The 26,654-nt window shown below is 69.8% G+C and carries 18 protein-coding genes; 6 read left to right on the forward strand and 12 right to left on the reverse strand.

The window, feature by feature from the left end; genetic code table 11:
• Nucleotides 1-76: 76 nt before the first annotated feature.
• The gene (locus tag Adu01nite_RS17935; protein WP_203728033.1) at nt 77-3,364 is read right to left on the reverse strand and encodes a GH92 family glycosyl hydrolase; all 3,288 of its coding nucleotides are present in this window, start codon (nt 3,362-3,364) and stop codon (nt 77-79) included.
• 200 nt (nt 3,365-3,564) lie between these two features.
• Here Adu01nite_RS17935 and Adu01nite_RS17940 point away from each other — a divergent pair, with 200 nt between their 5' ends.
• The 5 genes from Adu01nite_RS17940 (at nt 3,565) to Adu01nite_RS17960 (ending at nt 11,831) form a co-directional block, all read left to right on the forward strand.
• Nucleotides 3,565-6,285 carry a putative bifunctional diguanylate cyclase/phosphodiesterase gene (locus Adu01nite_RS17940; protein ID WP_203728034.1) on the forward strand — a complete coding sequence of 907 codons (2,721 nt, stop codon included), beginning with the start codon at nt 3,565-3,567 and terminating at the stop codon, nt 6,283-6,285.
• A gap of 8 nt (nt 6,286-6,293) precedes the next feature.
• Nucleotides 6,294-7,433 (forward strand): type III PLP-dependent enzyme, encoded by a 1,140-nt coding sequence (locus tag Adu01nite_RS17945; RefSeq protein WP_203728035.1) that lies wholly within the window; start codon nt 6,294-6,296, stop codon nt 7,431-7,433.
• Nucleotides 7,434-7,572: 139 nt separating this feature from the next.
• Entirely contained in the window at nt 7,573-8,784 is a 1,212-nt protein-coding gene (locus tag Adu01nite_RS17950) for an MFS transporter (protein ID WP_203728036.1), read from the forward strand.
• A 207-nt stretch (nt 8,785-8,991) separates the two neighbouring features.
• Nucleotides 8,992-10,704 carry a galactose-binding domain-containing protein gene (locus Adu01nite_RS17955; protein WP_203728037.1) on the forward strand — a complete coding sequence of 571 codons (1,713 nt, stop codon included), beginning with the start codon at nt 8,992-8,994 and terminating at the stop codon, nt 10,702-10,704.
• Between the two features lie 80 nt (nt 10,705-10,784).
• Nucleotides 10,785-11,831 (forward strand): LacI family DNA-binding transcriptional regulator, encoded by a 1,047-nt coding sequence (locus tag Adu01nite_RS17960; RefSeq protein WP_239132494.1) that lies wholly within the window; start codon nt 10,785-10,787, stop codon nt 11,829-11,831.
• Nucleotides 11,832-12,049: 218 nt separating this feature from the next.
• Here Adu01nite_RS17960 and dinB read toward each other — a convergent pair whose 3' ends face one another.
• The gene (dinB, locus tag Adu01nite_RS17965) at nt 12,050-13,234 is read right to left on the reverse strand and encodes a DNA polymerase IV (protein WP_203728226.1); all 1,185 of its coding nucleotides are present in this window, start codon (nt 13,232-13,234) and stop codon (nt 12,050-12,052) included.
• A gap of 145 nt (nt 13,235-13,379) precedes the next feature.
• Here dinB and Adu01nite_RS17970 point away from each other — a divergent pair, with 145 nt between their 5' ends.
• Entirely contained in the window at nt 13,380-15,338 is a 1,959-nt protein-coding gene (locus Adu01nite_RS17970) for a S53 family peptidase (RefSeq protein ID WP_239132495.1), read from the forward strand.
• 54 nt (nt 15,339-15,392) lie between these two features.
• Here the strand turns inward: Adu01nite_RS17970 and Adu01nite_RS17975 are convergent, their stop codons facing one another.
• From Adu01nite_RS17975 to Adu01nite_RS18020, 10 genes are all read right to left on the reverse strand, one after another.
• A complete protein-coding gene (locus tag Adu01nite_RS17975; RefSeq protein WP_203728038.1) occupies nt 15,393-16,019 on the reverse strand; it encodes a carbohydrate-binding protein in 627 nt (208 codons plus the stop codon).
• Nucleotides 16,020-16,021: 2 nt separating this feature from the next.
• Nucleotides 16,022-17,080 (reverse strand): ABC transporter ATP-binding protein, encoded by a 1,059-nt coding sequence (locus tag Adu01nite_RS17980; protein WP_203728039.1) that lies wholly within the window; start codon nt 17,078-17,080, stop codon nt 16,022-16,024.
• Nucleotides 17,081-17,093: 13 nt separating this feature from the next.
• The gene (locus tag Adu01nite_RS17985) at nt 17,094-18,182 is read right to left on the reverse strand and encodes an ABC transporter ATP-binding protein (RefSeq protein ID WP_203728040.1); all 1,089 of its coding nucleotides are present in this window, start codon (nt 18,180-18,182) and stop codon (nt 17,094-17,096) included.
• Between the two features lie 41 nt (nt 18,183-18,223).
• The gene (locus Adu01nite_RS17990; RefSeq protein ID WP_203728041.1) at nt 18,224-19,201 is read right to left on the reverse strand and encodes an ABC transporter permease; all 978 of its coding nucleotides are present in this window, start codon (nt 19,199-19,201) and stop codon (nt 18,224-18,226) included.
• 114 nt (nt 19,202-19,315) lie between these two features.
• Nucleotides 19,316-21,058, reverse strand: coding sequence for an ABC transporter substrate-binding protein (locus Adu01nite_RS17995; RefSeq protein ID WP_203728042.1), 1,743 nt, complete (start codon nt 21,056-21,058; stop codon nt 19,316-19,318).
• 32 nt (nt 21,059-21,090) lie between these two features.
• On the reverse strand, nt 21,091-22,113 hold the full coding sequence (locus Adu01nite_RS18000; RefSeq protein WP_203728043.1) for an ABC transporter permease: 1,023 nt from the start codon (nt 22,111-22,113) through the stop codon (nt 21,091-21,093).
• 592 nt (nt 22,114-22,705) lie between these two features.
• Nucleotides 22,706-23,620 carry a TIGR03619 family F420-dependent LLM class oxidoreductase gene (locus Adu01nite_RS18005; RefSeq protein WP_203728044.1) on the reverse strand — a complete coding sequence of 305 codons (915 nt, stop codon included), beginning with the start codon at nt 23,618-23,620 and terminating at the stop codon, nt 22,706-22,708.
• Nucleotides 23,621-23,630: 10 nt separating this feature from the next.
• Entirely contained in the window at nt 23,631-25,076 is a 1,446-nt protein-coding gene (locus Adu01nite_RS18010) for an Hsp70 family protein (RefSeq protein ID WP_203728045.1), read from the reverse strand.
• Between the two features lie 107 nt (nt 25,077-25,183).
• On the reverse strand, nt 25,184-25,897 hold the full coding sequence (locus Adu01nite_RS18015) for a tetratricopeptide repeat protein (protein ID WP_203728046.1): 714 nt from the start codon (nt 25,895-25,897) through the stop codon (nt 25,184-25,186).
• Nucleotides 25,898-25,918: 21 nt separating this feature from the next.
• Nucleotides 25,919-26,626 (reverse strand): SDR family oxidoreductase, encoded by a 708-nt coding sequence (locus tag Adu01nite_RS18020; RefSeq protein WP_203728047.1) that lies wholly within the window; start codon nt 26,624-26,626, stop codon nt 25,919-25,921.
• Nucleotides 26,627-26,654 lie beyond the last annotated feature (28 nt).

Below are 26,654 nucleotides of genomic sequence, written 5' to 3' on the forward strand. Positions count from 1 at the left end.
TCCTGAATAACCTTCAATAAATACACACGGCATAGACGTCAAGGCCGGCGGCGAGCTGCAGCTCAAGGCAGGTCCCTCAGTAAATGCTCACCGCATAGACGTAAAGGCCGGCGGCGGTGGGCAGGGTCAGCGACCGTAGCTGCTTGCCGGCGGCCGCCGGCACGGTCACGCCGAAGAGGCTGACCGGTGGTCCATCCACGCCCTGACCGGCCTTGATCCGGTGGTCCATGGCGAGCACCGTGGTCGTTCCGGCCGCCGGGCTCCCGCACCAGTCGGCCACGGTGAGCGGCACCGACGCGTACGTTCCGTCGGTATAGCCAATGGTCAGGCCACCGCTGACCGGCCCGTTGTGGCTGGTCACGACGAGGTGCGCGGTGGCGTGCCCGGCCGGGAGCAGCAGCGCCTGCCCGGCCGCCGGCATGAAGTTCGGCGCGGTTCCCGCCGGCGACGGGGCCAGGAACGTGACGCCATCCCAGGTCACCGGCCCGGCCGCGGGAAGCAGGTCGGCATCGAAACTCCAGCCGCCGCCGTCGAAGTTGCCCTCGGCCGGTGCCGCGACGGTCGCGGTGCCGTCCCGGCTCAGCAGCGGCCCAAGATCAACCGCGCAGGCCGCCGCGTTGGCCTCCGCGTCGGCCGCCGTGTTGGCCTCCGTGTTGGCCTCCGTGTTGGCCGCCGCGTTGGCCGCCGTGTTGGCCTCCGTGTTGGCCTCCGCGTTGGTATAGCCACAGGTCAACGGCGCACTGACGACCAGGCTCGCTGTCGCTGCCACCGGCTGAGCGCCGGTCACCGTCACCGAGAGGGGGTACGAGGCCAGGGCCGTTCCCGCCGGAGCCGAGACCGTTACTGCCGCTGAGGACGAGACCGGCAGTCGATAAGAGTGGAGAGGCCGCGGCTGCCGTACCGACACCGTCCACCCCGCCGGTACTTCCGCGGTCACCTTCGGGTGCAGCACGCCCGGGGCCTGGCCGACGAGGTCGACGGTCAGCGTGACGCTCCCGCCCGGGGCGAGCGCCGCCGACCCGGGCCGGATCGCCGCGTCGAGATGGGTGCGCCCGTCGGCCGGCGCCTGGTTGACCGAGGGCGGCTGGTCGGCGACCGCGGTCCCCCACTTCGACGGCGTGTCCCCGAGGGTGTGCGCGATCGTCCCGCCCGACCCGATCGCCGACCACGGGATCCAGTTCCTGCTGAGCGACCGGCCGCCGACCGAGACCCGCTGGATGTAGCGGCGGGTGTCCGAGGCGCCGGGCGCGGTGATGGTCAGCGGGTGCCCGGCCACGTCGACGACCGCGGACGGGAACTGCGGGCTGGAGACGGCCAGGAAGTTGGCGCCGCTCATGGTCGGGTAGAGGCCGAGCGACGAGAACACGTACCAGGCGCTCATCGTGCCGAGGTCGTCGTTGCCGGTCATCCCGTCCGGCCCGGTGGTGAACAGGGTCATCGCGGCCCGCACCACGGTCGCGGTCTTGGCCGGGTCGCCGGCCCAGTGGTAGAGGTACGGCGCGAGCAGGTCGGGTTCGTTGTTCGGGTTGTAGGTGGCCTTCGAGTAGTACTCGTACGGGTGCGCGATCCAGTCGGTGCGCGCGGTCCCGGCCGGGTCGGTCAGCAGGTGCGGGTAGGCGAAGAAGTCGTCGAGCCGCTGCTCGGTGGCCTGCCGACCGCCCATCAGCGAGACGAGTCCGGCCGGGTCCTGCGGCACGAGCCACTGGTACTGATAGGCGCCGCCCTCGTGGAACTGCTCGCCCGCCGCGACCGGGTCGTACGGGGTGAGCCAGGTGCCGTCCACGGTCCGCGGCCGGAACTGTCCGATCGAGGAGTCCCACAGGTTGCGATACCACTGCCCGCGGCCGGCGAAGAGCCGCGCGTCGGCCGTCTTGCCCAGCCCGGAGGCCATCAGCGCCAGCGAGGCGTCGGCCGCCGCGTATTCGAGGGTCGCCGACGCCGGATGCTGGCAGTCGTTGTCGCCGCCCTTGGCCACGCAGTCAGTGCCGAGCTTGAGGCCGGACGGGATGTAGCCGCGGTCGGAGTAGTAGGCGATGCCGGTGCGCCCGTTGTACGGCGATGCGGCGGGCGGCTGGCTCAGCGCGTTCGCCCGCAACAACGCGTACGCCTCCTCCTCGTGCCCGCTCAGCAGCCCCTTCGACCACGCCTCCACCAGGAACGGGGTGACCGGGTCCCCGGTCATGATGTTGGTTTCGCTGTTGGCCAGCGCCCACCGCGGCAGCCAGCCGCCGTCCCGCCCGATCGCGAGCACCGACAGCGCGACGTCCCGGGCCACCTCCGGGGCGAGCAGTTCGAGCAGCTGGTTCTGTGGCCGGTAGGTGTCCCAGAGCGAGAAGTTCTGGTACGGCGTGTACCCCACGGCCCGATGCACGGCCCGGTCGAACCCGACGTACGACCCGTCCACGTCACCGGCCAGGTTCGGGTGCAGCAGCGAGTGGTACAGCGCGGTGTAGAAGGCGACGCGTCGGTCCGCCGTACCCCCGCCTATTTTGATCTTGGCAAGCGCGGCCACCCACGAAGCCTGCAGCGACGCCCGCACCTGATCGAAGTCGTAGCCGTCGCCGGTCTCGGCGGCGAGATTGGCCCGCGCGCCCGGCAGGCCGGTGTAGGACAACCCGACCTTGACCACGACGTCGGCGGCGGCGGTCGCGTCGAACGTGACGTAGGCGCCGTTCCCGCCGCTGCCCGCGGCGTCCCGGGAGTTGGCCGTCGCGGACGAGCCCCGCCAGGTGCCGAAGGCGGCGAACGGCCGGTCGAACGAGGCGGTGAAGAAGACGGTGTGGTCGTCCTTGCCGGCGCAGAAGTTGCCGGCGTGCACCCGGCCCTCGATCGTCCGGTCCCCCACCACGTGGATCTCGGAGTCGAACACCGACTGGTTGGCCCGGCCGGTGTTGAACAGGACGTTCGCGGCGCCGGTGGCCGGGAACGTGTAGCGCTGCCAGCCGGTCCGGGCGGTCGCGGTCAGCTCGGCGCCGACGCCGTAGCGACTCAGCCCGACCCGGTAGTAGCCGGGCGCGGCCTCCTCGTCGGCGTGCGCGTAGGCCGAGCGGTAGGCGGCCGGGTCCACGCTGGTGATCGCGCCGGTGGTCGGCATGATCGGCAGCTCGCCGGCCACCCCGCAGCCGACGCCGGAGAGGTGCGTCTGACTGAAGCCGTAGATGGTGTCCTGCCGGTAGTCGTAGCCGCCCTGGCCGCCGGTATCGGGACTGACCTGCACCATGCCGAACGGTGCGCCGGCGCCGGGGAAGGTGTTGCCGAAGTTCTCGGTGCCCACGAAGGGGTTGACCTCGAACTCCGGGGCGGCGTTTGCCGGCGCGACAGCCAAGGACGCCGCCAGCAACGCCACCGAGACGAATGCGGTCATCGAAACCTCCTGTTACCGGGGTGATCAACCGATGACAACGTTGTCGCAAGCCAGTGACACAAGTCAATGTGTTGGCAACCGATTTGCACCCGGCGCCCCCGGCTTTGCCCCGGAATTTCCTCAGGCCACCGGCGGATGTCCCGATCTCGGGTACATCCGTCCACCTCGGGACGGCGACCAGCGGACCGGAGACACGTCTGATGACTGCCACCGAACCGCGGCTCAGAGCCCCGGTCTCGCACGGCCTCCTGTGGCCGCGCCTGTGCATCGCCGCGGGCCTGGCCGTCGTCGCCTTCGCCGTGGTGCTGAGCATCGGCGGGCCGCGGGTCGCCGATGCCGTCTCCGGCTACGGACTCTGCTACGCCGCCTTCTCGGCCGCCATCGCGAGCCTGGTCTGCGCCGCGTGGCACACCGGCCGGGCCCGGGCGGGCTGGGCCCTCATCGGGCTGGGCACCCTCAGCTGGGCGATCGGCCAGGTCGCCTGGGTCGCGCTGGACCGCCCCGGAGCATCCGCGTCCACCCTCGGCTACCTCGGCATGATCGTCTTCACCTCGGCCGGCCTCCTGGTCCTGCCCAGCCCCACCCAGGCTCTGGCCAACCGGCTGCGCAGCGTGCTCGACGGCCTGATGGTGGCCACCTCGCTGGTCCTCATCGCCTGGATCATGGTGGTGGCGCCGCGGTTCGCCGAGGGCCACACCGCCCCGGCCTCGCTCTACGTCAACCTGATCAACCCGCTCGGCGACATCATGATCATCACGATCGTGCTGTACATGCTCGCCCAGAAGCGCCGGGGCCGGCAGTTCAGCTCGCTGATGCTGGTCGCCGTCGGCATCGGCGCGTTCGCCGCCTCCGACATCGGCTTCGCCTACCTCACCCTGGCCGGCGAATACCGGTCCGGCCAGATCACCGACATCGGCTGGTTCGCCGGCTTCGCACTGATCCTGATCGCGGCCATGAAGCCGCTGCCACCGGACACCGAGCACGATCTCCCGGCCGAGGACGGCCAGCCGGTCGGGCTGCTGCTGCCCTACGTCGCGGTGCTGGCCGCCCTGCTCACCACGTTGTTCTGGTATGCGAAGACCGGGCACAGCAACCTGTTCGTGGCGTACACCCGGTCGGCGCTGATCCTGCTGATCATCGGGCGGCAGTTGCTCACCCTGCGGGAGAACCGCAACCTCACCCGCAACCTGGAAGCCCGGGTGGCCGGCCGCACCGCCGAGCTGTTCGCCAGCGAGCAGCGCTTCCACGCGCTCGTGCAGCACAGCTCGGACGTGGTCACCGTGGTCAGCCCGGAAGGCGACGTGCTCTACCAGAGCGAGTCGGTGCAGCGGGTGTTCGGCTTCCCGGCCCGGGTCTTCAGCGGCAAGCGGCTCACCAAGCTCGTCGACCCCGAGTCCGCCGTCCGGCTGGCCCAGGCGATGCGCCAGGTGGCCGGCCGGCCGTACGCGACGATCATGCTCGAGCTGCCGGTCAAGCACCACGACGGCCGGATCCGGCAGGCCGAGGTGACCATCACCAACCTGCTCTCCGACCCGAGCGTCGCCGGTCTCGTGCTCAACACCCGCGACATCAGCGAGCGCAAGGAACTCCAGGACCAGCTCGTCCACGAGGCGTACCACGACGCGCTCACCCAGCTCGCCAACCGGGCGCTGTTCCGCGACCGGGTCTGCGACGCGCTGCGCTCCCGCGGCCCGGACGACGACGTCACCGTGCTCTTCCTCGACCTGGACGGCTTCAAGGAGGTCAACGACAGCCTCGGCCACCTGGCCGGCGACCAGCTGCTGGTGCAGGTCGCCGACCGGCTGCGCACCTCGGTCCGGGAGGTGGACGTGGTGGCCCGCTTCGGCGGCGACGAGTTCGCCGTGCTGATCCAGGCGTCGCTGGATTCCGACGACGCCGAGCAGGTGGCCCGCCGCATCATCGAGGTGCTGGACCAGCCGTTCCGCAGCGACAGCCGGGACATCCACGTGCAGGCCAGCATCGGCCTGGCCGCGGCCGGCGTGCTGGGCGAGCCGGAGGGCGACGGCGCCGAGCAGCTCATGCGCAACGCCGACCTGGCCATGTACAAGGCCAAGTCGGCGGGCGGCGGCTGCTTCGCCAGCTACCACCCGGACATGCTGGCCGGCCTGGTCGAGCGGCTCGAGCTGGAGGCCGACCTGCGGGCCGCCCTCGACCGCGGGCAGCTGCACCTGCACTACCAGCCCACCGTCGACCTGGTCACCAGCGAGGTGATCGGCTTCGAGGCGCTGGCCCGCTGGGAGCACCCGTCCCGCGGCCTGATCCCGCCGGCCGAGTTCATCCCGATCGCCGAGGCGACCGGCCTGATCGTGCCGCTCGGCCGCTGGGTCCTCGACGAGGCCTGCCGGCAGGCGGTCGAGTGGTCGGCGCGGGCCGGCGGCCGGCCGGTGAAGATGGCGGTGAACGTCTCGGTCCGCCAGTTCGACCGGGCCGACCTGGTCGAGGTGGTGTCCGGCATCCTCGCCGAGACCGGCATGCCCGCCGACCAGCTGTGCCTCGAGATGACCGAGAGCGTGCTGATGACCGACACCGACGACAACCTGGAGCAGCTGGTCCGGCTCAAGGCGCTCGGCATCACCCTGGCCATCGACGACTTCGGCACCGGCTACTCGTCGCTGGCCTACCTGCGGCGCTTCCCGGTCGACACCCTCAAGATCGACCGCTCGTTCGTGGAGCGGCTCGGCGCCCTCACCGACGACACCGCGCTCGCCGACACCATCGTGCAGCTCGGCAAGAGCCTCGGCATGGCCACCGTGGCCGAGGGCATCGAGGAGTTCGGCCAGCTGGCCGCGCTCCGCGAGATGGGCTGCCACTTCGCCCAGGGCTACTACTTCTCCCGCCCGGTCCCCGCCGCCGAGGCCGGCGAGCTGTTCCTCGCCTCGTCCCCCGCCGCCAAGATCTAAGGAACCAGATGAGCGTCGCCGCCCTGCACGCCCCCGCCATCCTGCAGCTGATCGACGTTCCCACGCCCTACCTGGTCACCAACCTCGACGTCGTCGCCGACCGGTACGCGCGGTTCGCCGCGGCCCTGCCCGGGACCCGGATCCACTACGCGATGAAGTGCAACTCCTCGGCCGAGATCCTGCGGACCCTCGCGACGGCCGGGTCGGCGTTCGAGATCTCCTCGATCGCCGAGCTGCGCATGCTCCAGGCGCAGGGCGTCGACCCGGCCGACGTGCTCTACAGCCACCCGATCAAGGCGCCCGGCATGATCGCTGCCGCGTTCGGAGCCGGGGTCCGGCGATTCGGCTTCGACTCGCCGAACGAGCTCGCCAAGATCTCCGAGAACGCGCCCGGGGCCGCCGTGCACGTGCGGCTTCGGGTCGACGACAGCACCAGCGTCTTCCCGGCCGGCAACCGGTTCGGCACCGACCTCGACGAGGCGTACGACCTGATGCTGCTCGCCCGCCGGATGGGCCTGACGCCGTACGGGGTGACCTTCCACGTCGGCTCGCAGTGCCAGAGCACCGGGGCGTGGCGGTCGGCGATCCGGATGGCCGGCGAACTGATGGACCGGCTCCTCGACGAAGGCATCGAGCTGACGATGCTCGACCTCGGCGGCGGGTTCCCGGCGACCTACGTGGCCGGCGAGCCGTCGATCGAGCAGCTCGGCCAGGTGATCGCCTCGGAGATCGCGCTGCTGCCCTACCCGCCCGCGGTGGTCACCGCCGAGCCGGGCCGCTTCCTGGTCGCCGAGGCGTCGGTGCTGGCCGCCAAGGTCATCGGGCGGGAACTGCGCGGCGCCGAGCACTGGCTCTACGTCGAGGTCGGCGCCTACCACGGGCTGATGGAGCCGATGCAGTCGCCGGGCGGCTGGGACTACCCGATGTCGACCTCGCTGCCGGAGGGGTCGCCCACGCTTCCGTTCACCATCGCCGGGCCGAGCGGGCACGCCACCGACGTCGTCGGCTACGCCATCCCGCTGCCGGCGGGGCTCGCCGTGGGCGACACGCTCTACTTCGGGTCGGCCGGGGCCTACACCCTGGCGTACGCCTCGAACTTCAACGGTTTTGCCCCGCCGACGCCTGTCTTCGTCGGTGGCATCGGGTAATCTGCCCGGCATGACAACCCCTTGCGGCATCGTGTCCATCTCCGGTGCCGTGCGTCGCCTGCCGGGCTGATCACCCTCTAGGAAGCAGCGCCGCACTTCTTAAGGCGCCGGGAGCCTTCGGCCCTCGGGATGCATCCGCATGTCGTCATATCGTCTCTACCTGCTCATCTGCGGCCTCAACTCGTTCGCATCGAGGATCGCCTTCACCCTCAACCTGATCTATCAGGCCTCCATCGGTCTCTCCCCGCTCCAGCTCGTGCTGGTCGGCACGGTCATGGAGACCGTCTGTTTCCTCGCGCAGGTGCCGACCGGCGTCATCGCCGACCTGCGCAGCCGCCGCCTCTCGGTGATCATCGGCTATCTGCTGATGGGCGTCGGGCTGCTCGTCTGGGGCCTGATCCCCTCGTTCGCCGCGATTCTCGTCGCCAACGTCATCTGGTCGATCGGCGTGACCTGCGTCGACGGCGCCGAGGAGGCGTGGGCCGCCGACGAGATCCCGGCGGCTCGGGTCACGTCCGCCTTCGTCCGCGGCGGTCAGCTCGTGCAGGCCGGATCGCTGCTCGGCATCGCCGCGGCCACCGGGCTCGCGCTGCTCGGACTCGCGGTGCCGATCGTCGTGGGAGGCGTGCTGACGCTTCTCCTCGGCGTACTCCTGATGGTCTTCATGAAGGAGGACGGCTGGTCGCCGGCCGAGACCCGCGGGTCGTGGCGGTCGATGGGCCGGCAGGTCGCGGCCGGCGCCGGCGCGGTCCGGCGCAGCATGCTGCTGGGCGGCATCGTCGCCGGCACGCTCTTCGCGGGCATGAGCAGCGAGGGTTTCGACCGGCTGAGCCAGCCGTTCCTGCTGCCCTTCGTCTCTTCTCTTGACGAGACCTGGGTCTTCGGCGGGCTCGCGATGGCCGCGGCGCTGGGCTCGATCGCGCTGACCGGCCTGATCGGACGGCACCTGGACACCACCCACCCGCGCCGGATCGGTGAGCTGATGACCGTCCTGCAGATCGTCACCGCGATCGGCATGATCGGCTTCGGTCTGACCGGCCAGTGGTGGCTCGCGTTCGGCCTCTACCTGGTGGTCCGCCTCCTGCGGGACACCGCCTCCCCGATCATGACGATCTGGATGGTCTCCGCGACCGGCCCCGACACCCGCGCGACGGTGTTTTCCATCCAGGCCCAGGCCGACGCGCTCGGCCAGATCGTCGGCGGCCCGCCGGCCGGCGTGGTCGGTTCGCGCCGGTCGCTCGGCGCCGGAATCTCGGCGGCCGGCGTGTTCCTGCTCCCGGCCGCGGCCCTGTTCGCGCTGGCCGCTCGCCGTTCTCCGTTATCCGCTGAACCCGAGCCCGTCTCCCATTGAGGACAGTCCGCCTTCCCTTTCCGGACAGTCCGGAACCGTCCCCCTGGGACGGTTCCGGAACCGGCGGCCACCTGGGAAGCGCTTCCCGAGCCCTCTACCAGGCATTGACATCCGTTCAAGCCGCGGTTCACAGTGTGTTTCAAAAGAGCGCTTTCACGTGACATCCCCGACGTGAGGCCGCAATCCCCCGACCCAGGAGTCAACCCCATGACATCCCCAATCCTGGTCCGCAGACGACCCTTCGCCCTGGCTCTGGCCGTCCTCGGCCTGCTCGCCACCTACTTCGTGATCACCATGACCCGCGCCGACGCCGCCGAGGTGGTCGTCTCGCAGGGCAAGACGGCGACCGCGTCGTCGTCCGAGGTGGCCGGTGCCTACCTGGCGTCCGAGGCCAACGACGGCAACAACGGCACCCGGTGGGCCAGCACCTGGTCGGCCGCGCAGTGGTGGCAGGTCGACCTCGGCACGGCCACCGCGGTCTCCCGGATCGCGATCAACTGGGAGTCGGCGTACGCGAAGGCGTTCACGATCCAGTTCTCGAACGACGGCTCGTCGTTTACCCAGGCCTACGCCACCACGACCGGCGCGGGCGGCCAGCAGAGCATCACGGTCAGCGGCACCGCCCGATATGTTCGGATAAATCTGACTGAGCGGGCACTGGCCGCCTACGGCTACTCATTCTGGGAGTTCCAAGTCTTTGCCGGTGGCACCACCACGCCGCCAACGACCACCCCGCCGACCGGCACCGCGCGGCTGCTGAGCTACAACAAGCCGGCCACCGCCTCCACCTGGCAGAACGACGTCAACTGCAACCCCTGCAGCCCCGACAAGGCGTTCGACAACGACCCGGCCAGCCGCTGGGCCACCAGCTCGACCAACGGCTGGGTCGACCCCGGCTGGATCGCGGTCGACCTGGGCGCCACCGCGCAGATCAGCCAGGTCGTCCTGCAGTGGGACCCGGCCTACGGCAAGGCGTACCAAATCCAGGTCTCGAACGACAACGTGAACTGGACCTCGATCTACAGCACCACCACCGGTGACGGTCTCAAGGACGTCATCAACGCCACCGGCACCGGCCGCTACGTCCGGATGTACGGCACCGCCCGCAGCAGCACCTACGGCTACTCGCTGTGGGAGTTCAGCATCTACGGCACCGGCGGCGCCCCGCAGGACCCGCCGGCCAAACCGGCCGACCCGACCTTCCCGGCGTCCCGCCTGGTCTTCGCGGACGAGTTCAACGGCGCGGCCAGCAGCAAACCAGACTCGTCCAAGTGGACGCTCGACCCGGGCACCGGCCAGAACGGCGAGCAGGAGTACTACACCAACGGCGACAACGCGGCGATGGACGGCCAGGGCCACCTGGTGATGACCGCGCGTAAGGAGACCGTCGGGGGCCGTGACTACACGTCACACCGGATGAACACCGGCGGTAAGTTCACCTTCCAGTACGGCCGGGTCGAGGCCCGGGTGAAGGTGCCGAAGGGCCAGGGCTTCTGGCCGGCGTTCTGGATGATGGGCGCCGACTTCCTGAGCGGCCGCCCGTGGCCGTACAACGGCGAGGTCGACATCATGGAGGTCCTCGGCAAGGACACCACCACGACGTACGCGACGCTGCACGCCCCGATGTACAACGGCGGCGGCGGTTACGGCCAGTCGCTGAAGACGGTGGACCTCTCCGCCGACTTCCACACCTGGGCCGCCGAGTGGGACAGCAAGGGCATCCGCTTCTTCCTCGACAACACCCAGGTCTTCTACGCCAGCAAGGAGACCACCGAGAACACCAAGGGCGCGTGGGTCTATGACCACCCGTTCTACCTCATCCTGAACCTGGCGGTCGGCGGCGACTGGCCGGGTGCGGTCGACGCGACCACCCCGTTCCCGTCTCAGATGCTCGTCGACTACGTGCGGGTCTACCAGTGAGCGCGGGCGCCGCCGCCGTCCCCGGCGGCGGCGCCTCACACCGAGAGAGCGCTCTCAATGGGCCTGCTATAACAGACCGCATGAATCCCCGGCCCGCTCGCGGCGGCCAGCATCCGACGATGGACCAGGTGGCCGAGGCCGCCGGCGTCTCGCGGGCGACCGTCTCCCGCGTCATCAACGGCGCCCCCAGCGTCGACGCCAAGATCCGCGAGATGGTCCAGCGCGCGATCGCCGACACGGGCTACGTCCCGAACGTGGCGGCCCGCAGCCTGGTCACCCGAAGGTCGAACTCGGTGGCCCTGGTGATCAGCGAGCCGGACCGCCCCGACAACCACAGCTTCCTGAACCGCATCTTCACCGACCCGTACTTCGGCCGCATCACCGCCGGCGCGACAAGTGCGCTGCGCCCGCACGACATCCACCTGGTGGTGATCCCGACAGATTCCACAGATCACCACCAGGTGGTGCGTTACCTGCGCCAGGGCCACGTCGACGGCGTCCTGCTGATCAGCAGCCACGAACAGGACACCCTCCCGAGGCAGGTGCACGACCTGGGGATTCCGGCGGTGGTCTCGGCCCGCCCGACGTCCCCGATTGCGGTCAGTTACGTGGACGTGGATCAGCGCCTGGGCGCCCGCCTGGCCGCAGAACACCTGCTCAACCGGGGTTGCCGCACGCTAGCGACGATCAGCGGCCCGCTGGACATCCCATCGGGTCTGGACCGCTTGGACGGATTCCGAGCTTTCTTGTCAACCCGAGGCTTCCCGTCGGTCCCCACGATCGAGGGCGACTTCACCCGAGCAGGAGGCGAGGCAATGGCCCGCCGCCTGCTGGCCCAACACCCCAACATAGACGGACTTTTCGTAGCAAACGACCTGATGGCCGAAGGCGCACTACGCGCCTTGCAGGACCTGGGCCGCCGAGTCCCCGACGACATAGCGGTGGTCGGCTTCGACGACAGCAGCGCCGCCCTGGATTGCCGCCCCTTGCTGACGACGGTGCGCCAGCCGGTGGAGGAGATGGCCGCCGAGATGGCCGAGGTCCTGATGGCCCACATAGCCACTCCGGGTCGCCTGCCTCGCTCGGTGACGTTCCAGCCGTCCTTGGTAATCCGAAATTCCGCATAAACCCATATAAATACGCCGTAGATGAGCCCCCGCCCGCACAGGCAGGGCAAGGCGTCCGGCCAAGGCCGTTGCGCCACCATCCGGCGAAACTGCACAGCCGCCCGCCCCGGCGTTCTCCTACGGTCCCGAGCCATGCCCTTCGACCTGACCGCCTTCTACGACGACCACCCAAAGAGCGCGCGGGCCGCCGCCGCACCGTGGTCGAGGCCGTCCGCCGGCTAGTCGGGGAGGATCGGCACCGACGGGTTGAGCCGGCGGCCCAGGGTGGCGGCGCGGCCCAGGGAGCTCGAACCGAAGCGGTCGCGAACCGCGTCCATCGCCACGTCGAGGCGGTCGTCGGAGAGCTCGTCGAACAGGGACGGCTGGACGCTGCCGTCGGTGTCCAGGTTGCTCACGGCCACACCGACCAGGGTCAGGCCGCGGGCCTCGATCAGCGGGCGGGCCTCGGCCAGCAGCGCCCGCGCGGTCTCCAGCACCACCCGGGTCTGCATCGTCGCCGTCAGCAGGCTGCGCGATCGGGTGGCCCGGCCGAAGTCGTCGAAGCGCAGCCGCAACGTCACCGTGCGGCCGGCCCGGTTGGCGCCGCGCATCCGGCGGGTGACCCGGTCGACCAGGGCGGCCAGGGTGGCGTCGATCTCGGCGAACGGGCGCGGGCGGCGGCCCAGCGCGCACTGCGAACCGATCGAGCCGCGGCGGAGGCCGGGCCGGACCCGGCGCGGGTCGCGGTTGTGGGCCAGCGCGTGCAGGTGTCGGCCGGAGTGCGGGCCGAGCATGGTGACCAGGGCGGCCTCGCCGATCCGGGCGACGTGGCCGACCGTGTTGATCCGGTGCTCGCGCAGCTTGGCCGACGTCACCGGGCCGACGCCCCAGAGCCGCTCGACCGGCAGCGGGTGCAGGAAGTCGAGCTCGGTGCCGGGCGGGACCTCGAGCAGGCCGTCCGGCTTGCCGACGGCGCTGGCGACCTTGGCCAGGAACTTGGTGCCGGCGATGCCGACCGTGATCGGCAGGCCGACCCCGTCGCGCACGGCGGCGCGCAGGCCGGCCGCGATCTCCCGCGGCTCCCCACGGATCTTGTGGAGGCCGGTGACGTCGAGGAAGGCCTCGTCGATGGAGATGCCCTCGACCAGCGGGGTGGTGTCGCGGAAGATCTCGAACACCGCCTTGCTCGCCGCCGAATACGCCTTCATCCGGGGCGGGACCACCACCGCCCGCGGGCAGAGCGCCCGGGCCTGGGTCAGGCCCATCGGCGTGCGCACGCCGCACGCCTTCGCCTCGTAGCTCGCGGCCAGCACCACGCCCATGCCGACCAGCACCGGACGGCCGCGCAGCGCGGGGTCGTCGCGCTGCTCGACCGAGGCGTAGAACGCGTCGAGATCGGCGTGCAGGATGGGCACGCTGAGCAGTTTAGAACATATGTTCGATCGGCGACAGGGCCTCTGAGCTGCGAAGACATCTATCTATGCAACACGGAATTTCCCCGGGAGGTATTGACCGACGAACGTCTATCGGCGTTATGTGGGGGCGTTCGTCCGCTTCAATGGAGGCAAAGTGATCAAAAGCTCGACCGTGAGGTCGCGGCTGGCGCTGGTTGTCGCACTCGGCACCGCCGCCGCCTCGTTCCTCGGGGCCGGCCCGGCCACCGCCGCGGCCCGTCCCGGACGGCACGTCCTCAACGGCAGTCAGCCGCGCTGGCTGACCAGGGCGCGCGCTACCGGCGGCGCTCCGGCCGCCGCCGAATCCATCTCCTTCGGCGTCCTGCTCAACCTGCGCGACAGCGCCAACGCCGAGGCCACTCTCGCCCAGATCTCCGACCCGGCGAGCGCGAGCTACGGCAAGTGGCTCACCACCAGTGATTTCAAGACCCGGTTCGCGCCGGCCTCGACCGATGTCGACGCCGTCCGCTCCTGGCTCAAGGGCCAGGGCTTCGCCCTGCGCGACACCCTCGGCGGGATGTATGTCGAGGCGGCCGGCACCACGGCTCAGATCAACAAAGTTTTCGGTACGACCGTGAAGGACTACTCGTACCAGGGCAAGACCGTGCACGCGAACAGCACCGCGCTGTCGCTGCCGGAGGACACCCCGTCGGCGGTCCTCGGCGTCGTCGCCGGCGTGCTCGGCCTCGACCAGGGCCAGGCGCTCAAGACCCCGGGCGAAACCCTGCCCGGCCCGGACACCGGCTTCCGCCCGGGCACGCCCTGCTCGTCGTACTACGGCGAGAAGACCGCCACCGCGCAGCCGGCCGCGAACGGCAAGAAGCAGCCGTACGTCGTGTGTGGCTACGCGCCGAAGCAGTACCAGTCGGCGTACGGCGTCAGTGACCTGATCAAGAAGGGCATCGACGGGCGTGGCGTGACCGTGGCGGTCACCGACGCGTTCGCCTCGCCGACGATCGCGCAGGACCTGAGCACGTACAACCGCAAGCACGGCCTGCCCGCGTTCGGCCGGAACCAGTTCCGGCAGATCACCCCCGGCCCCGACGGCTACGACATGGTCGAGGACTGCGGCGGCGCCGGTTGGTACGGCGAGGAGACTCTGGACATCGAGGCAGTGCACTCGATGGCCCCGGGCGCGAAGATCGTCTACGTGGGCGGGGCCGACTGCAACACCGGCCTCGACGAGGCGTGGGCGACCACCATCGACAACCACGTGGCCGACATCGTCACCAACTCGTGGGGCACCGGCACCGACAAGGTGGCGGACCTCGGCGCCGAGTTCATCGCGTTCTACCAGCAGTTCTCGCTGGAGGCCGCGCTGACCGGCATCACCGTCGACTTCTCCAGCGGCGACGCCGGCGACGAGACCCAGGGCGGCACCGAGCCCGACCTGAAGACCGTCGACTTCCCGGCCGACCTGCCGTTCGTGACCGGCGTCGGCGGCACCAGCGTCGGCATCGACAAGCACGGCAAGCGGGTCTGGGAGCACGGCTGGCAGTCGGCCTACGCCCCGTTGTCGGACGACGGCAAGAGCTGGGGCGAGTCGGCGTACTCGTCCGGTGGTGGCGGCGGTACGAGCATCCTGTTCGGGCAGCCGTTCTACCAGCGCGGTGTCGTTCCGGACTCGATCTCGAAGTACTTCGGGGCGACCCGGATGCGGACCGTGCCGGACATCTCGATGCCGGGCGACCCGAACACCGGCTTCATCGTCGGCCAGACCCAGGAGTTCACCGACGGCACCTACTACGACGAGTACCGCATCGGTGGCACCAGCCTGGCGTCGCCGCTGCTGGCCGGTCTGCAGGCGGTGCAGAGCCAGAAGCAGCACCACCCGGTCGGCTTCGCCAACCCGGCCTACTACCGCACGGCGGGCACGGCGGCGATCACCGACATCGTCGCGCCGAAGAAGCCCGTCCTGCAGGTCCGGACGAACTTCGTGAACTCGGAGAACGCGGCGGACGGCCGGCAGTTCCTGCTGCAGACGGTCGACGTGCAGACGACGACCATCCACAGCACCCGTGGCTACGACGCCGAGACCGGCGTGGGCGTCCCGGGACCGGCCTTCTTCCGGTAACAGGGAACGTGGGGGGCGGGCAGACGGGCCCGCCCTCCACCGAACTGAGCAGGCTCAGTGCACGAAGAGGAACCAGTTGATGTTGAGGAACTCGCCGTCGTCGTCCCGGGCGAACGTGAAGTAGACCGTGTGCGTCCCGGTCACCGGCGTGAGCGACACCTCGTCCGTACGCCAATTCTGCCAGCCGCCGGTCTTCGTCACCCGCAGCGTCCCGACCGGCTCGGCCGTCGGACTGTCCAGGCGGATCTCCATCCGCCCGTCCTCCGCGTCGGAGGCCACCCGCACGTCCAGCTTGGTCGCCGGCACCTCGCCGAACTCGATGTTGTCGAAGCGCAGCGCGTCACCGCCCGCGATCCAGCCGACGTTCTTGCCGCCGCCCTCGTCCTCGGTGTCCTGCGGCTCGATGCCCTCGGCGGCGCTCGCCGACTCGGCCTGCAGCGTCTGGTAGACGGTCGGCGTCGGCGCCTCCGAGGTGGTCGGGACCGGTGACACCGGCCCCGACGACGGAACCGCCGAGGGCAGCGCGTTGGCCGCCGCCGGCGCCGGCGTGTCCTGCCAGCGCCCGATCAGGTAGCCGAGAAGCACCAAGCCCAGCCCGGCCAGCGCGAAGAGCAGGCGCTGCCGGGTGCGATAGGCGCGGGTGCGGTAGACCGACGGAGCCGCCGGCGGTGGGGCCACCACCGCTAGACGACCTCGGCGACGATCGACTCGACCGGCGGCTCGGCGAAGTGGCAGGCCGCGACGGTGGCACCGCCCGGCTTCTCCTCCAGCGGCGGGTCCTGGGTGGCGCAGATGTCCTGGGCCTTCCAGCAGCGGGTGCGGAAGCGGCAGCCGGACGGCGGGTCGACCGGGCTGGGCACGTCGCCGACCAGCCGGATCCGGTGCTTCGGCGGAACGCCGCGGACCACCGCGATGTCCGGCACCGCGGAGAGCAGCGCCTGAGTGTACGGGTGCTGCGGCTTCTCGTAGAGCGCGTCCCGCGGGCCCTCCTCGACCATCCGGCCGAGGTACATGACCGCGACCCGGTCGCAGAAGTGCCGGACCACGCCCAGGTCGTGGGCGATGAAGACGAACGCGATGCCCAGCTCCTTGCGGAGGTTCTCCAGCAGGTTCATCACCTGGGCCTGGATGGACACGTCGAGCGCCGAGACCGGCTCGTCGGCCACGATGATCTTCGGCCGGGCGGCGAGCGCGCGGGCGATGCCGATGCGCTGGCGCTGACCGCCGGAGAACTCGTGCGGGTAGCGGTTGAAGTGCTCCGGGTTGAGGCCGACGACCTCGAGCAGCTCCTGCACCCGCTTCAGCTCGCCGTTCTTGGGCACCATGCCGTGCGTACGCAGCGCGGTGCCGACGATCGCGCCGACGGTGTGCCGCGGGTTCAGCGACGAGTACGGGTCCTGGAAGATCAGCTGGATCTCCCGGCGGTACGGCCGCAGCTTGCGCTCGGACATGTGCGCGATGTCCACGCCCTGGTACTTGATCGAGCCGGCGGTCGGTTCGAGCAGCCGGGTGATCAGCCGGGCGGTGGTGGACTTGCCACAGCCGGACTCGCCGACCAGGCCCAGCGTCTCGCCGGGCTGCACGGTCAGGCTGACCCCGTCGACCGCCTGCACCCACTTGTTCTTGCGGGCCAGCAGGCCATCGCCCTTGGTCCGGAAATGCATCTTCACATTGTCGAGCTCGAGCAGAGGGGCACCCTCAACCCGCTTGACTCCCGACTTCGTGTTCGTAGCAGCGGTCATCGCAGTGGTCCTCTTACGGCAGCCGGGGCAGGACTTCGGTCTCGAACACCCTGTCGGGTTCCTTCAGGTGGCACCGGGAGGTGCGGCCCTGGTCCGCGGTCCGCGAGATCAACTCGGGCTTGAGCGTGCGGCACAGGTCGCCGCCCACCCGGTCGCGGAACTCGCAGCGCGGGTGGAAGGCGCAGCCGCTCGGCATGGCGAGCAGGCTGGGCGGCGAGCCCGGGATCGGGTGCAGCGGGCCGGGCGTGCCGGACACCGCCGGGATGCTTTCCAGCAGACCCCAGCTGTACGGGTGCAGCGGCGCACCGAGGATCTTGTCGACCGGGCCGTGCTCGACCGCGTTGCCGCCGTACATCACCAGGATGTCGTCGGCGATCTCGGCCACCACGCCCAGGTCGTGGGTGATGAAGACGACCGCCGAGCCGAAGTCGCGCTGCAGATCGGAGATGAGGTCGAGGATCTGCGCCTGCACGGTCACGTCGAGGGCCGTGGTCGGCTCGTCGGCGATCAGCAGCTTCGGGTCGTTGACCAGCGCCATCGCGATCATGGCGCGCTGCCGCATGCCGCCGGAGAACTCATGCGGGAACTGATTCACCCGGCGCGACGGGTTCGGGATGCCGACCCGGCCGAGCATGTCGATCGCACGCGCCTTGGCCACCCGCTTCGAGACGTTGTGGTGCGCCCGGTACGACTCCATGATCTGGTCGCCGATGGTGAAGAACGGGTGCAGCGACGACTGCGGGTCCTGGAAGATCATCGCGGCGTCGGCGCCGCGGTAGCTCATCAGGTCCTTCTCGCTCATGCCGACGACCTCTTTGCCGCCGACCTTGATCGACCCGGAGATCCAGGTCGACTTGCGGTCGTGCAGGCCGAGGATGGCCATGCTGGAGACGCTCTTGCCGGAGCCGGACTCGCCGACGATGGCCAGCGTGCGCCGCAGCGGCAGCGAGTAGCTCAGGCCCTGCACCGCCTGCACTTTGCCGTCCGCCGTGGGGAACTGGACGTGCAGGTCGTTGACCTCGAGGTACGCCTCTTCACCCTCGGCGTGTGCGCGCGGGATGCGGGTGACGGTCTGCGGGGCGCGGACGCTCTGATCAGTCATGTTGCCGCCTTGCGGGACAGATGTGGTCGGGTCGGTGTCGCTCATCCGAGCCGCACACGAGGGTCGAGCACCGTGTACAGGATGTCTACCACCAGGTTCATCACGACCAGGACGGTGGCGCCGACGATCACGCCGCCCATCAGCACCGGCAGGTCGTACTGGTTGAACGCGTTGATGATGCGGGTGCCGAGGCCGGGCAGCTGGAAGATGCGCTCGGTGAAGATCGTGTTGACCAGCTGGTAGGCGACGTCGACGCCGAAGATGGTGATGACCGGGGTCATGGCGGCGCGCAGGCCGTGCCGGTAGACCACGCGTCGCTCCGAGATGCCCTTCGACCGGGCGGTGCGGGCGAAGTCCTGGCCGAGGGCCTCGATCATGGAGGCGCGGGAGTACCGGGTGTACTGCGCCGAGTTGGTCAGGCCGAGACAGAGCCAGGCCGCGAGCAGGCCGCCGGCCCACTGGATCGGATTGTCGAAGAACGACACGTACTGCGACTTCGGCAGGAACGTGGCGTACAGCGCGATGACCAGGGCGACGATGAAGTACGGAACCGAGCCGATCACCAGCGAGGTGCCGACCGTGGCCTTGTCGAGAGTCGTTCCTCGAACCCGGGCCGCGATGGTGCCGATCAGGACGCCGAAGACCAGATAGATGGTCGCGCCACCGATGACGATCGACAGCGTGACCGGGACGGCGCGCGCCAGCAGGTCGGTGACGGGAACGCCGAGGATGTACGAGTAACCGAGGCAGGGCGCGTCGCAGTGCCGGGTGACACCGCCGGCGGTGTAGTCGCGACCGACCACGATGCCCTTGAAGTAGAGACCGATCTGCTCGACTACGGGTTGGTCGAGATTGAGGCTGTTGGTGATGTCCTTCAGCCGTTCAGGCGTGCACTTCGGGCCGCAGATCACGCCGGCCGGGTCGTGCGGCGCGGCGAAGAACAGCAGGAAACTGCACACCACCGTGACTATCACGACCGAGATCGCACTGATCACGCGTCGCAGGATGTAGAACAGCACGGCGGCACCTCATGGTGAGAGAGATCGAGATAGGTGACTGGAGGAACGCCGGTAGGCGTGATCGGTGGCCCGGCCGCCGTAGCGACCGGGCCACCGGCCGAATCTGACCCTAGGTCAGCTCTTCAGGAACATGTCCGGGAAGAACGGCATACCCACGGTCGCGTCGCCGACGGCGCCGCCGATGTTGGTGCCGGCCACGACGGCCATCTTGGTGTAGTACCACGGCAGGGCGACGTACATGCCCATGATCTCCTGGTCGAGCTCGGCCCACTTGGCAGTCGCCTGGTCGGTGGGCAGGTTCGCGACGTCCTCGATCTTCTTGTCCAGGGCGGCGTCCTGCAGCATGCCCCAGCTCTGGCCCTCGGCGATGCTCTTCGTCTCGAAGAGCACCGGCAGCCACGAGCTACCGGTCGGCCAGTCGGAGCACCAGCCACGCGGGGACTGACCGATGTTGACCGGAGCGTCGTAGTCGCCGACCTTGGCACGCAGGTCGGCCGTGGCCACACCGATCGCCTTGACCTTGAAGCCGGCCTTGGTCAGCGCGTCGGCCCGGATGTTCGAGATCTGCTGCGGGATCGGCTTGGTGTTGTCGTAGTACCAGCTGAGCTCGAAGCCGATCTTGCCGGCGTCGGTGAGCAGCTTCTTGGCGCCCTCGGGGTCACCGGCACCGGTGCCGGTCATGTCCGGGAGCGGGGTGTACTTGGTGTGACCCGGAACGCCCGGGGGAAGGAAGGTGCTGGCCGGCTCGGCGGTGTAGTCGTTGTTGCCGTTGGCCTTCGACAGCGCGTCGTAGGGGTACGCCTTGGCGATCGCCTTACGGACGTTGATGTCGGTGATCTTGCGGGTGTCCATGTTCAGGATGTAGAGGCAGGGGCTCTCACCCTTGATCAGCTGGTTGGCCTTGTCGCCGGTCAGCTGCGGGATCAGCGAAGCGTCAACCTCGTCGTAGGCGAGCGAGTTGGCGTCGTCGCCGGCGCTGTTGAGCACCTTCTGCTGCAGGGTGACGAGCTCGCCGCCCCACTTGAAGCTCCACGCGTCCGCGTACTGGTGCCGGGCCGGGTCCGTGTTGGGGTCCCAGTTCGGGTTCTTCTTCAGCGTCAGCGAGGTGCCCGGAACGTACTGGTCGAACATGTACGGGCCGGTGGACAGCGGGTGGTTCTTGTAGTCCTGCTTGGTGTCCTTGGCCTTCGGGATCGGCGTGAACGCCGGGAAGGTCAGGTAGAACGGCAGGTCGGCGAACGGCTTCGCCAGGTGGATGATCAGGGTGTCGGTGCCCTGGGTCTCCACGCCGGAGTAGGTGTCACCGTCGGCGTACGGGCCCTTGTACTTGTCGCCGTCCTTGAAGTAGGTCAGCTGGTACGCCGGGCCGTTCGGGTACACGTCGTGCGCGAAGGACCGCTTGATCGCGTACGCCAGGTCCTCGACCTTGACGTCCGTGCCGTCCTCGTACTTGAACGTGCCCGTCATCTTGAACGTCCACGTCAGCTTGTCCGCCGAGGCCGTACCGAGGTCGGTCAGGTCGGGGACGAGAACGGGCTGGCCGTTCCGGATGTCGTACTGCGTGGGCGTACGGAAGGTGAGCTTCTCGATCTCGTTCGAGTCGGTGTAGTACGTATCGGTCGGGTCCAGCGTCGACGGCGTGGTCTGGGCGACGATCTGGATCGTGCCGCCCTTCTTCGCGCCGGGGACCTCTTCGGCCGGACCCTTGGCGTTCGGGTCGGTCGCGGCCTGCTGGGCCTGAAGCTTGCCGGTGTCTGCCTTACCTGTGTCGTTCTTCGATGACGGGCTGCCACAGCCCGACAGCCCGATCGCCAGGGCGGCTGTCGCCGCCACGGCCACCTTGAAGCGCCTTGCCATTTCTCCTCTTCCTTAACAATGCGTCGACGGGGTCACCGTCGGGTGCGGGGATCAAAAGCGTCTCGGATCGAGTCACCGAGCAGGCTCAGCGCCAGCACCAGGATGCTGATCGCCAGGACGGGCAGCCACAGGTAGAGCGGGTCGGCCCGGTAGTACGTCGTGGCGTTGCTGATCGTGAGCCCCCACGACGGGGTCGGCTCGACCAGACCCACGCCGAGGAAGGTCAGACCCGCCTCGGCGACGATGTAGGTCGGCAGAGCCAGCGAGGTGGCGATGATGATCGGCGCCACCAGGTTCGGCAGCAGTTCCTTGAACAGAACTTTGCGGGTGGGCACACCCAGCACCTTGGCGGCGGCGATGAACTCGCGCTCACGCAGCGACAGGACCTCACCGCGGATGAGGCGGGCCAGGCTCGCCCAGCCGAAGAACGAGAGCACCAGGATCAGCGCGAGGAAGCGGGACCGGGTGACCTGGCTGACGTCCGCCTCGGTCGGGTTGTCGCCCATGATGCTCAGGATCACGGCCGGCGCGGCGATCGCGAAGAGAAGGTAGGGCAGGCTCAGGACGAAGTCGACGACCCAGGAGATGACCCGGTCGATCCAGCCGCCGAGGAAGCCGGACAGCAGGCCCATGCACACGCCGACGACGGCGGTGATCGCGGTGACCGTGATGGCCACGATCAGCGACGGGCGGGCGCCGTAGACGAAGCGGGCGAACAGGTCGCGGCCGAGTCGCGGCTCGATGCCGAACCAGTGCTCACTGGTGAACGAGATGGTCGGAAAACCGTACTCGTCGATCAGGTCCTGGTGCAGCGTCGTCGTGTCCTGGCCCTCGAGCTTCGCGAGAAGCGGGGCGAACACGGCGATCAGGATGAAGAAGATGAAAATCCCCAGACAGACCATCGCCAGCCGGTCCTTGCGCAAACGCGCCAGGGCGATCTGGGTCGGCGACTTGTGCCGGGTCTCGACCTTCTTGGGTTCCCCTGTCGGAGCCGTCATCGCGTCGATCGACGCGCCCTTGGGCTCCACCGCGGCCTCTTCGATCAGTGGTTCCACGGTCAATCACCTCCATCGAACGACACACCCTCACATGCGCCGTGCGCGAGAGGTATTCGGATGCTGCGGTTGGGAAGGTAGCCCGGAAATCGTCCGTAGGAAATGAGTTGACGCATCGAATGAATAACAGCCAGCTGAAAGCGGCATGTTGTCCACGTCACACCAAGGGACCGCCCACCGGGGCACGTACCGCCACTCGACCGAACAAATCAGGCGTTTCGACGATCTGGAGTGTCTTTTTTGTCGGATATCACAAGTCAAAGGGCAATCGTACTGTTGCGCAAAGTCATCGAAGTCACGCCCCGTACCGCAATGGGCCGCTGTTTCATGAGAGTTTCGCCGACATGTCGATCTTGGCAGACGGTGCCCGTCTGATCTCCTGCTGTGAGCGCTCCCACAAGGAAGATCTCCGGTTGATCAGGGCCGAAGGACCCAGATCCACGGCCCGTACGGCCCTGGAAACACGGTTCTTCCATAGCGCGCGGGTCATAACACCGGCGTGCGAAAGAGCCATCCGGAAGCCCACCGGCCATTCCCATTACGAATCGGGCGCCATTCTCGGCCATTTTGCGGACTTCGACGGGCGTCATCCCTACGTTACGAAGTCGACGGGCGCCAGATCGGTGATGATCGCTTCGGCCCGCTCCAGGGCCGCCGCCGGGTCGGCGTCCGCCCCGGCGATCAGCGGATCCCAGTTCAGGTCGTAGAACAACTCGGTCACCCCGGCCCGGGCGTAGAGCGAGGCCCCGGCCCGGATCTGATCAGGGTCGCCGGACAGCGGCAGCGCATCGTCCCGGGCGCCGGCCCGCACCACGCCGCGCACCACGATGCGCATCTCGTCCGGGTCCCGGCCGGACTCCTCGGCCGAGCGGCGCACCACCTGCACGCCGCGCTCGATGTCCGCGAGCCGCGCCCGGCTGCTGCTCACCCACCCGGCGGCGATCCGGCCGGCCCGGCGCAGAGCCGGCTCCGCGGTGCCGCCCAGCAGGACCGGCGGACCGCCCGCCTGCACCGGCGGCGGCGCCGACCGGCTCGGCGGAACGGTGTAGAACTCGCCCTCGAAGGACGCCACCGGGTCGTTCCACAGCGTGCGCAGGGCGGCCAGGTACTCCTCGGTGCGCCGGCCACGCGGGTTCGGGTCCGACCCGGTCGCCACGAACTCCGGTTCCGACCAGCCGGTGCCCAGCCCCAGGTCGTGCCGCCCGCCGGAGACCACGTCCAGGCTGGCCGCCTGCTTGGCGAGATAGGCCGGCGACACGTACGGCAGGTTGATCACCGCGACGCCGAGCCGGATCCGGGAGGTGCAGGCAGCCGTGTAGCTCAGCGCGACCATCGGGTCGAGCACACTGCGGTAGACCGGCGCCATCTCCTGGTCGACGCCGACCAGCAGCCGCTGGAACGACCACAGGCCGTAGTAGCCGAGCTCCTCGGCAAGCTTGGCGAATCGGGCCAGCGACGCGGGCGTGGCCCACGCCCCCGAAACCGGCAAACCCAGGCTGATCCGCATGGTTCAAACGTTAGTCTGACGTTTCGGTGGGCTGGTCGGGAGCCCCCCGTCCGGACCGGTCGTACTCGGTGGCGAGCCGCCGGCCGAGCTCGGTCAGCCGGGAGTCGGGGTCGGCCGCCTGGATGGCGGCCACGAACGCCAGATAGGCGGCGCGGAGCGGACCGCGCCCGCGGCCGCCGGCCGGCGTGGTGGTCAGCAGGCTGCGGCTGGCGTCGGCGACCGCGCGGAAGTCGGCCGGGGTCTCGGCCGGGACGCCGGGCAGCAGGTCGGGCGGCTGGAGACCGATGGTCTCGGCGGCCGGCGACGGGTCCGCCATCTCGGCGCGTAATCGCAGGTTGGCGCCGAGCAGGCCGGGCCGGGAGCCCTCGAAGATCATCGCCGGTTCGAACTCGCGGGCGATCAGCCCGGCGCCGCGCGCGTTCAGCTCGGCCGGGTCGACGTCGGCCCGCACCGCCTCGGCGTCGAGCCCGAAGTAGTCGGCCAGGCGGGCCCGGATCGACGGGATCCGGGTCGAGCCGCCGGACAGGATCACCTGGTCGACGGCGCGGCGCGGCAGGCCGTGCTCGAGCTCGGCCGCGGCCAGCGCGGCGGCCACGTGGCCCAGCGACTTGGTCACGTCCGGCTCGATCATCGCCTCGAAGGCACGCCGGGACAGCGGCACGCTGACGCTGACCGTCGCGGTGAGCAGCGGCAGGTCCAGCACGGTGGTCTCGGCCGTGGACAGCTCCCGCTTGCGGCGCTCGGCCTCCCACCGGATCCGCCGCCGCACGTGCTCATCCCGGCTCAGGTCGACGTGGTGCCGCTCGCGGATCTGGCGCAGGGTGTACCCGACGATGTGCTCGTCGAAGTCGTCGCCGCCCAGCTGCGGGTCGCCGGCCGCGCCCAGCACGGCCACCCCGTCCGGCCCGATCCGCACGATGGCCGTGTCGAACGTGCCGCCGCCGAGGTCGTAGATCGCGTAGGTCCGATCCTGATCGCCGACGCCGAGCGCCGCCGCGGCCGCCACCGGGTCGTCGAGCAGCAGGCGCAGGTTGAGCTGGGCGAGCCCGGCCGCCTCCCGGATCGCGCGGCGCTGCGGCTCGCCGGCCGAACCGGAGACGGTGATCACCGCGTCGTGCACCGCGCCGCCGAGGAACGCCTCGGCCTGCCGTTTCAGCTCGATCAGCAGGAAGGCGCAGATCTCCGGCGGCCGGTAGTGCCGGCCGCGCAGCCGGAGTCGCTCCTCGGTGCCGAGGTCGCGCTTGATCCGGTCGATCTGCGGCAGGGCGTCACTCGCCGACGGGCGGCCGACCACGATCTGGCCGGCCTGATTCTGCCCGACCACGGCCGGGAGGGTGGATCCGCCGTCCGGGCCGGGGATGACGATCGGCTCGGCGCCATTCCAGACCGCCATGGTGCACGAAGTGGTGCCGAGGTCGATCCCGACAACCGGATGGAAAGAGGTGTGCTCGGTCAAGGCCGCCCCCTTTGACCAGGTCACTGTCGGTTAAGTTACAACCACGCTGGACAGATCACGGTCGATCCGTCGGCAATCCGACGAAGTCTCGACAGCGGCGTTCCCGATTAGGCGCCCGGTAGTTCAGCCTCGTGCAGTGCCCGCTCCGCCCAGCCGATCCGCTGCTCGCTCAGGCCGGCCGCGCGGGCCTGGCGGACCGCCTCGTGCAGCAGGCGCATCGCCTCGGCGCGGTTGCCCGCGGCCAGCTCGGCCTCGCCCAGCGCGAGGGTGCCGGTCGCGACCCGGCGCGGATCGCCGTAGCGCTCCCGCAGCACCTGCGACATGCGCAGATGCCGCAGCCCCTGCTCCGGGTCGCCGGCCACGTAGACGTGGAAGAACCCGATGTGCCGGTGCACCTCGGAGCGCACCATCTCGTCGGCATACCGCTCGGCCAGGGTGAGCGCCTCGCGGTAGAACGGCATCGCGGTGGCCCAGTCACCGCGCAGCACCTGATGCACCAGCCCCAGCCCGAACAGCGACTCGGCCGCACCGGCCGGGTCGTCGGTCTCCCGCTGGATGGCCAGGGCGTCCTGGAACAGCCGCTCCTCGGCCGCCCAGTCGGCCCGGCTCAGGTCCTCGCCGATCGCCGCGAAGTGCAGCAGCATGCCGAGCCTGGTCAGCGCGGCCGCCTCGGTGATCCGGTCGCGGGCCAGCCGGGCCCGGTCGCACGCCGCCTCCAGCAGTTGCCGCGCCGGCAGGTGGTCACCGGTGCGGAACGCCGCCTCCAGCATCGCCTCGTTGCCCGCGGCGAGCAGCGCCCCGGCGGTCGGCTCGCTCCCCATGGACATTGACGTTACTGACTTTCACCACGGCACGGTGCGCCCGTCCCAGGAGAAGAATCCACCGGTGGGACCGTCGTCGCCGAGCAGCGCCAGCCGGACCGCACCGGCGGCCGCCTCGGCCGGGTCGCCGTCGGCCTGCTGGGCGCGCTCGTTGAGGTCGGTGCGGCGCAGGCCCGGGGCGAGCGCGTTGACCCGGAAGCCGGGCAGGGCCTGGGCGTAGAACAGGGTGATCGCGTTGAGGGCGGTCTTCGACGAGCGGTAGGCGGCGCCGGAGCCGCCGGTGGCCGCGAACGCCTCGGCCGCGCTCTGCGTCATCGAGCCGGTGCCACTGGAGATGTTGACGATCCGCGGGCAGGCCGAGCGGCGCAGCGCCGGCAGGAACGCGTTGGTCACCGCGAGGACACCGAAGACGTTGGTCTCGTAGGTGCGCCGGAAGTCGTCGACGGCGGCCTCGGCCGGGTTGGCGCCACCGACCAGGATGCCGGCGTTGTTGACGAGAACGTCCAGCTCACCGACCTCCTTGGCGGCCGCCGCGACGCTCGCCGGATCGGTCACGTCGAGCTGCACGAAGCGGACATCGCCCGGAATGCCGGCGACGGCCTCGGCGCCGCGCTGCGGGTCGCGGGCCGACGCGTACACCCGAAATCCCTCCTCGGCCAGAAGCCGCGCGATCTGCTTGCCGATTCCCTTGTTGGCGCCCGTCACCAGGGCCGTGGAAGTGTTGGTCATGGGTTCGACGATTCCGCGGCGGCGGAGT

The sequence above is a fragment of the Paractinoplanes durhamensis genome (genome assembly GCF_016862175.1).
GTDB classification, from domain to species: Bacteria; Actinomycetota; Actinomycetes; order Mycobacteriales; family Micromonosporaceae; genus Actinoplanes; species Actinoplanes durhamensis.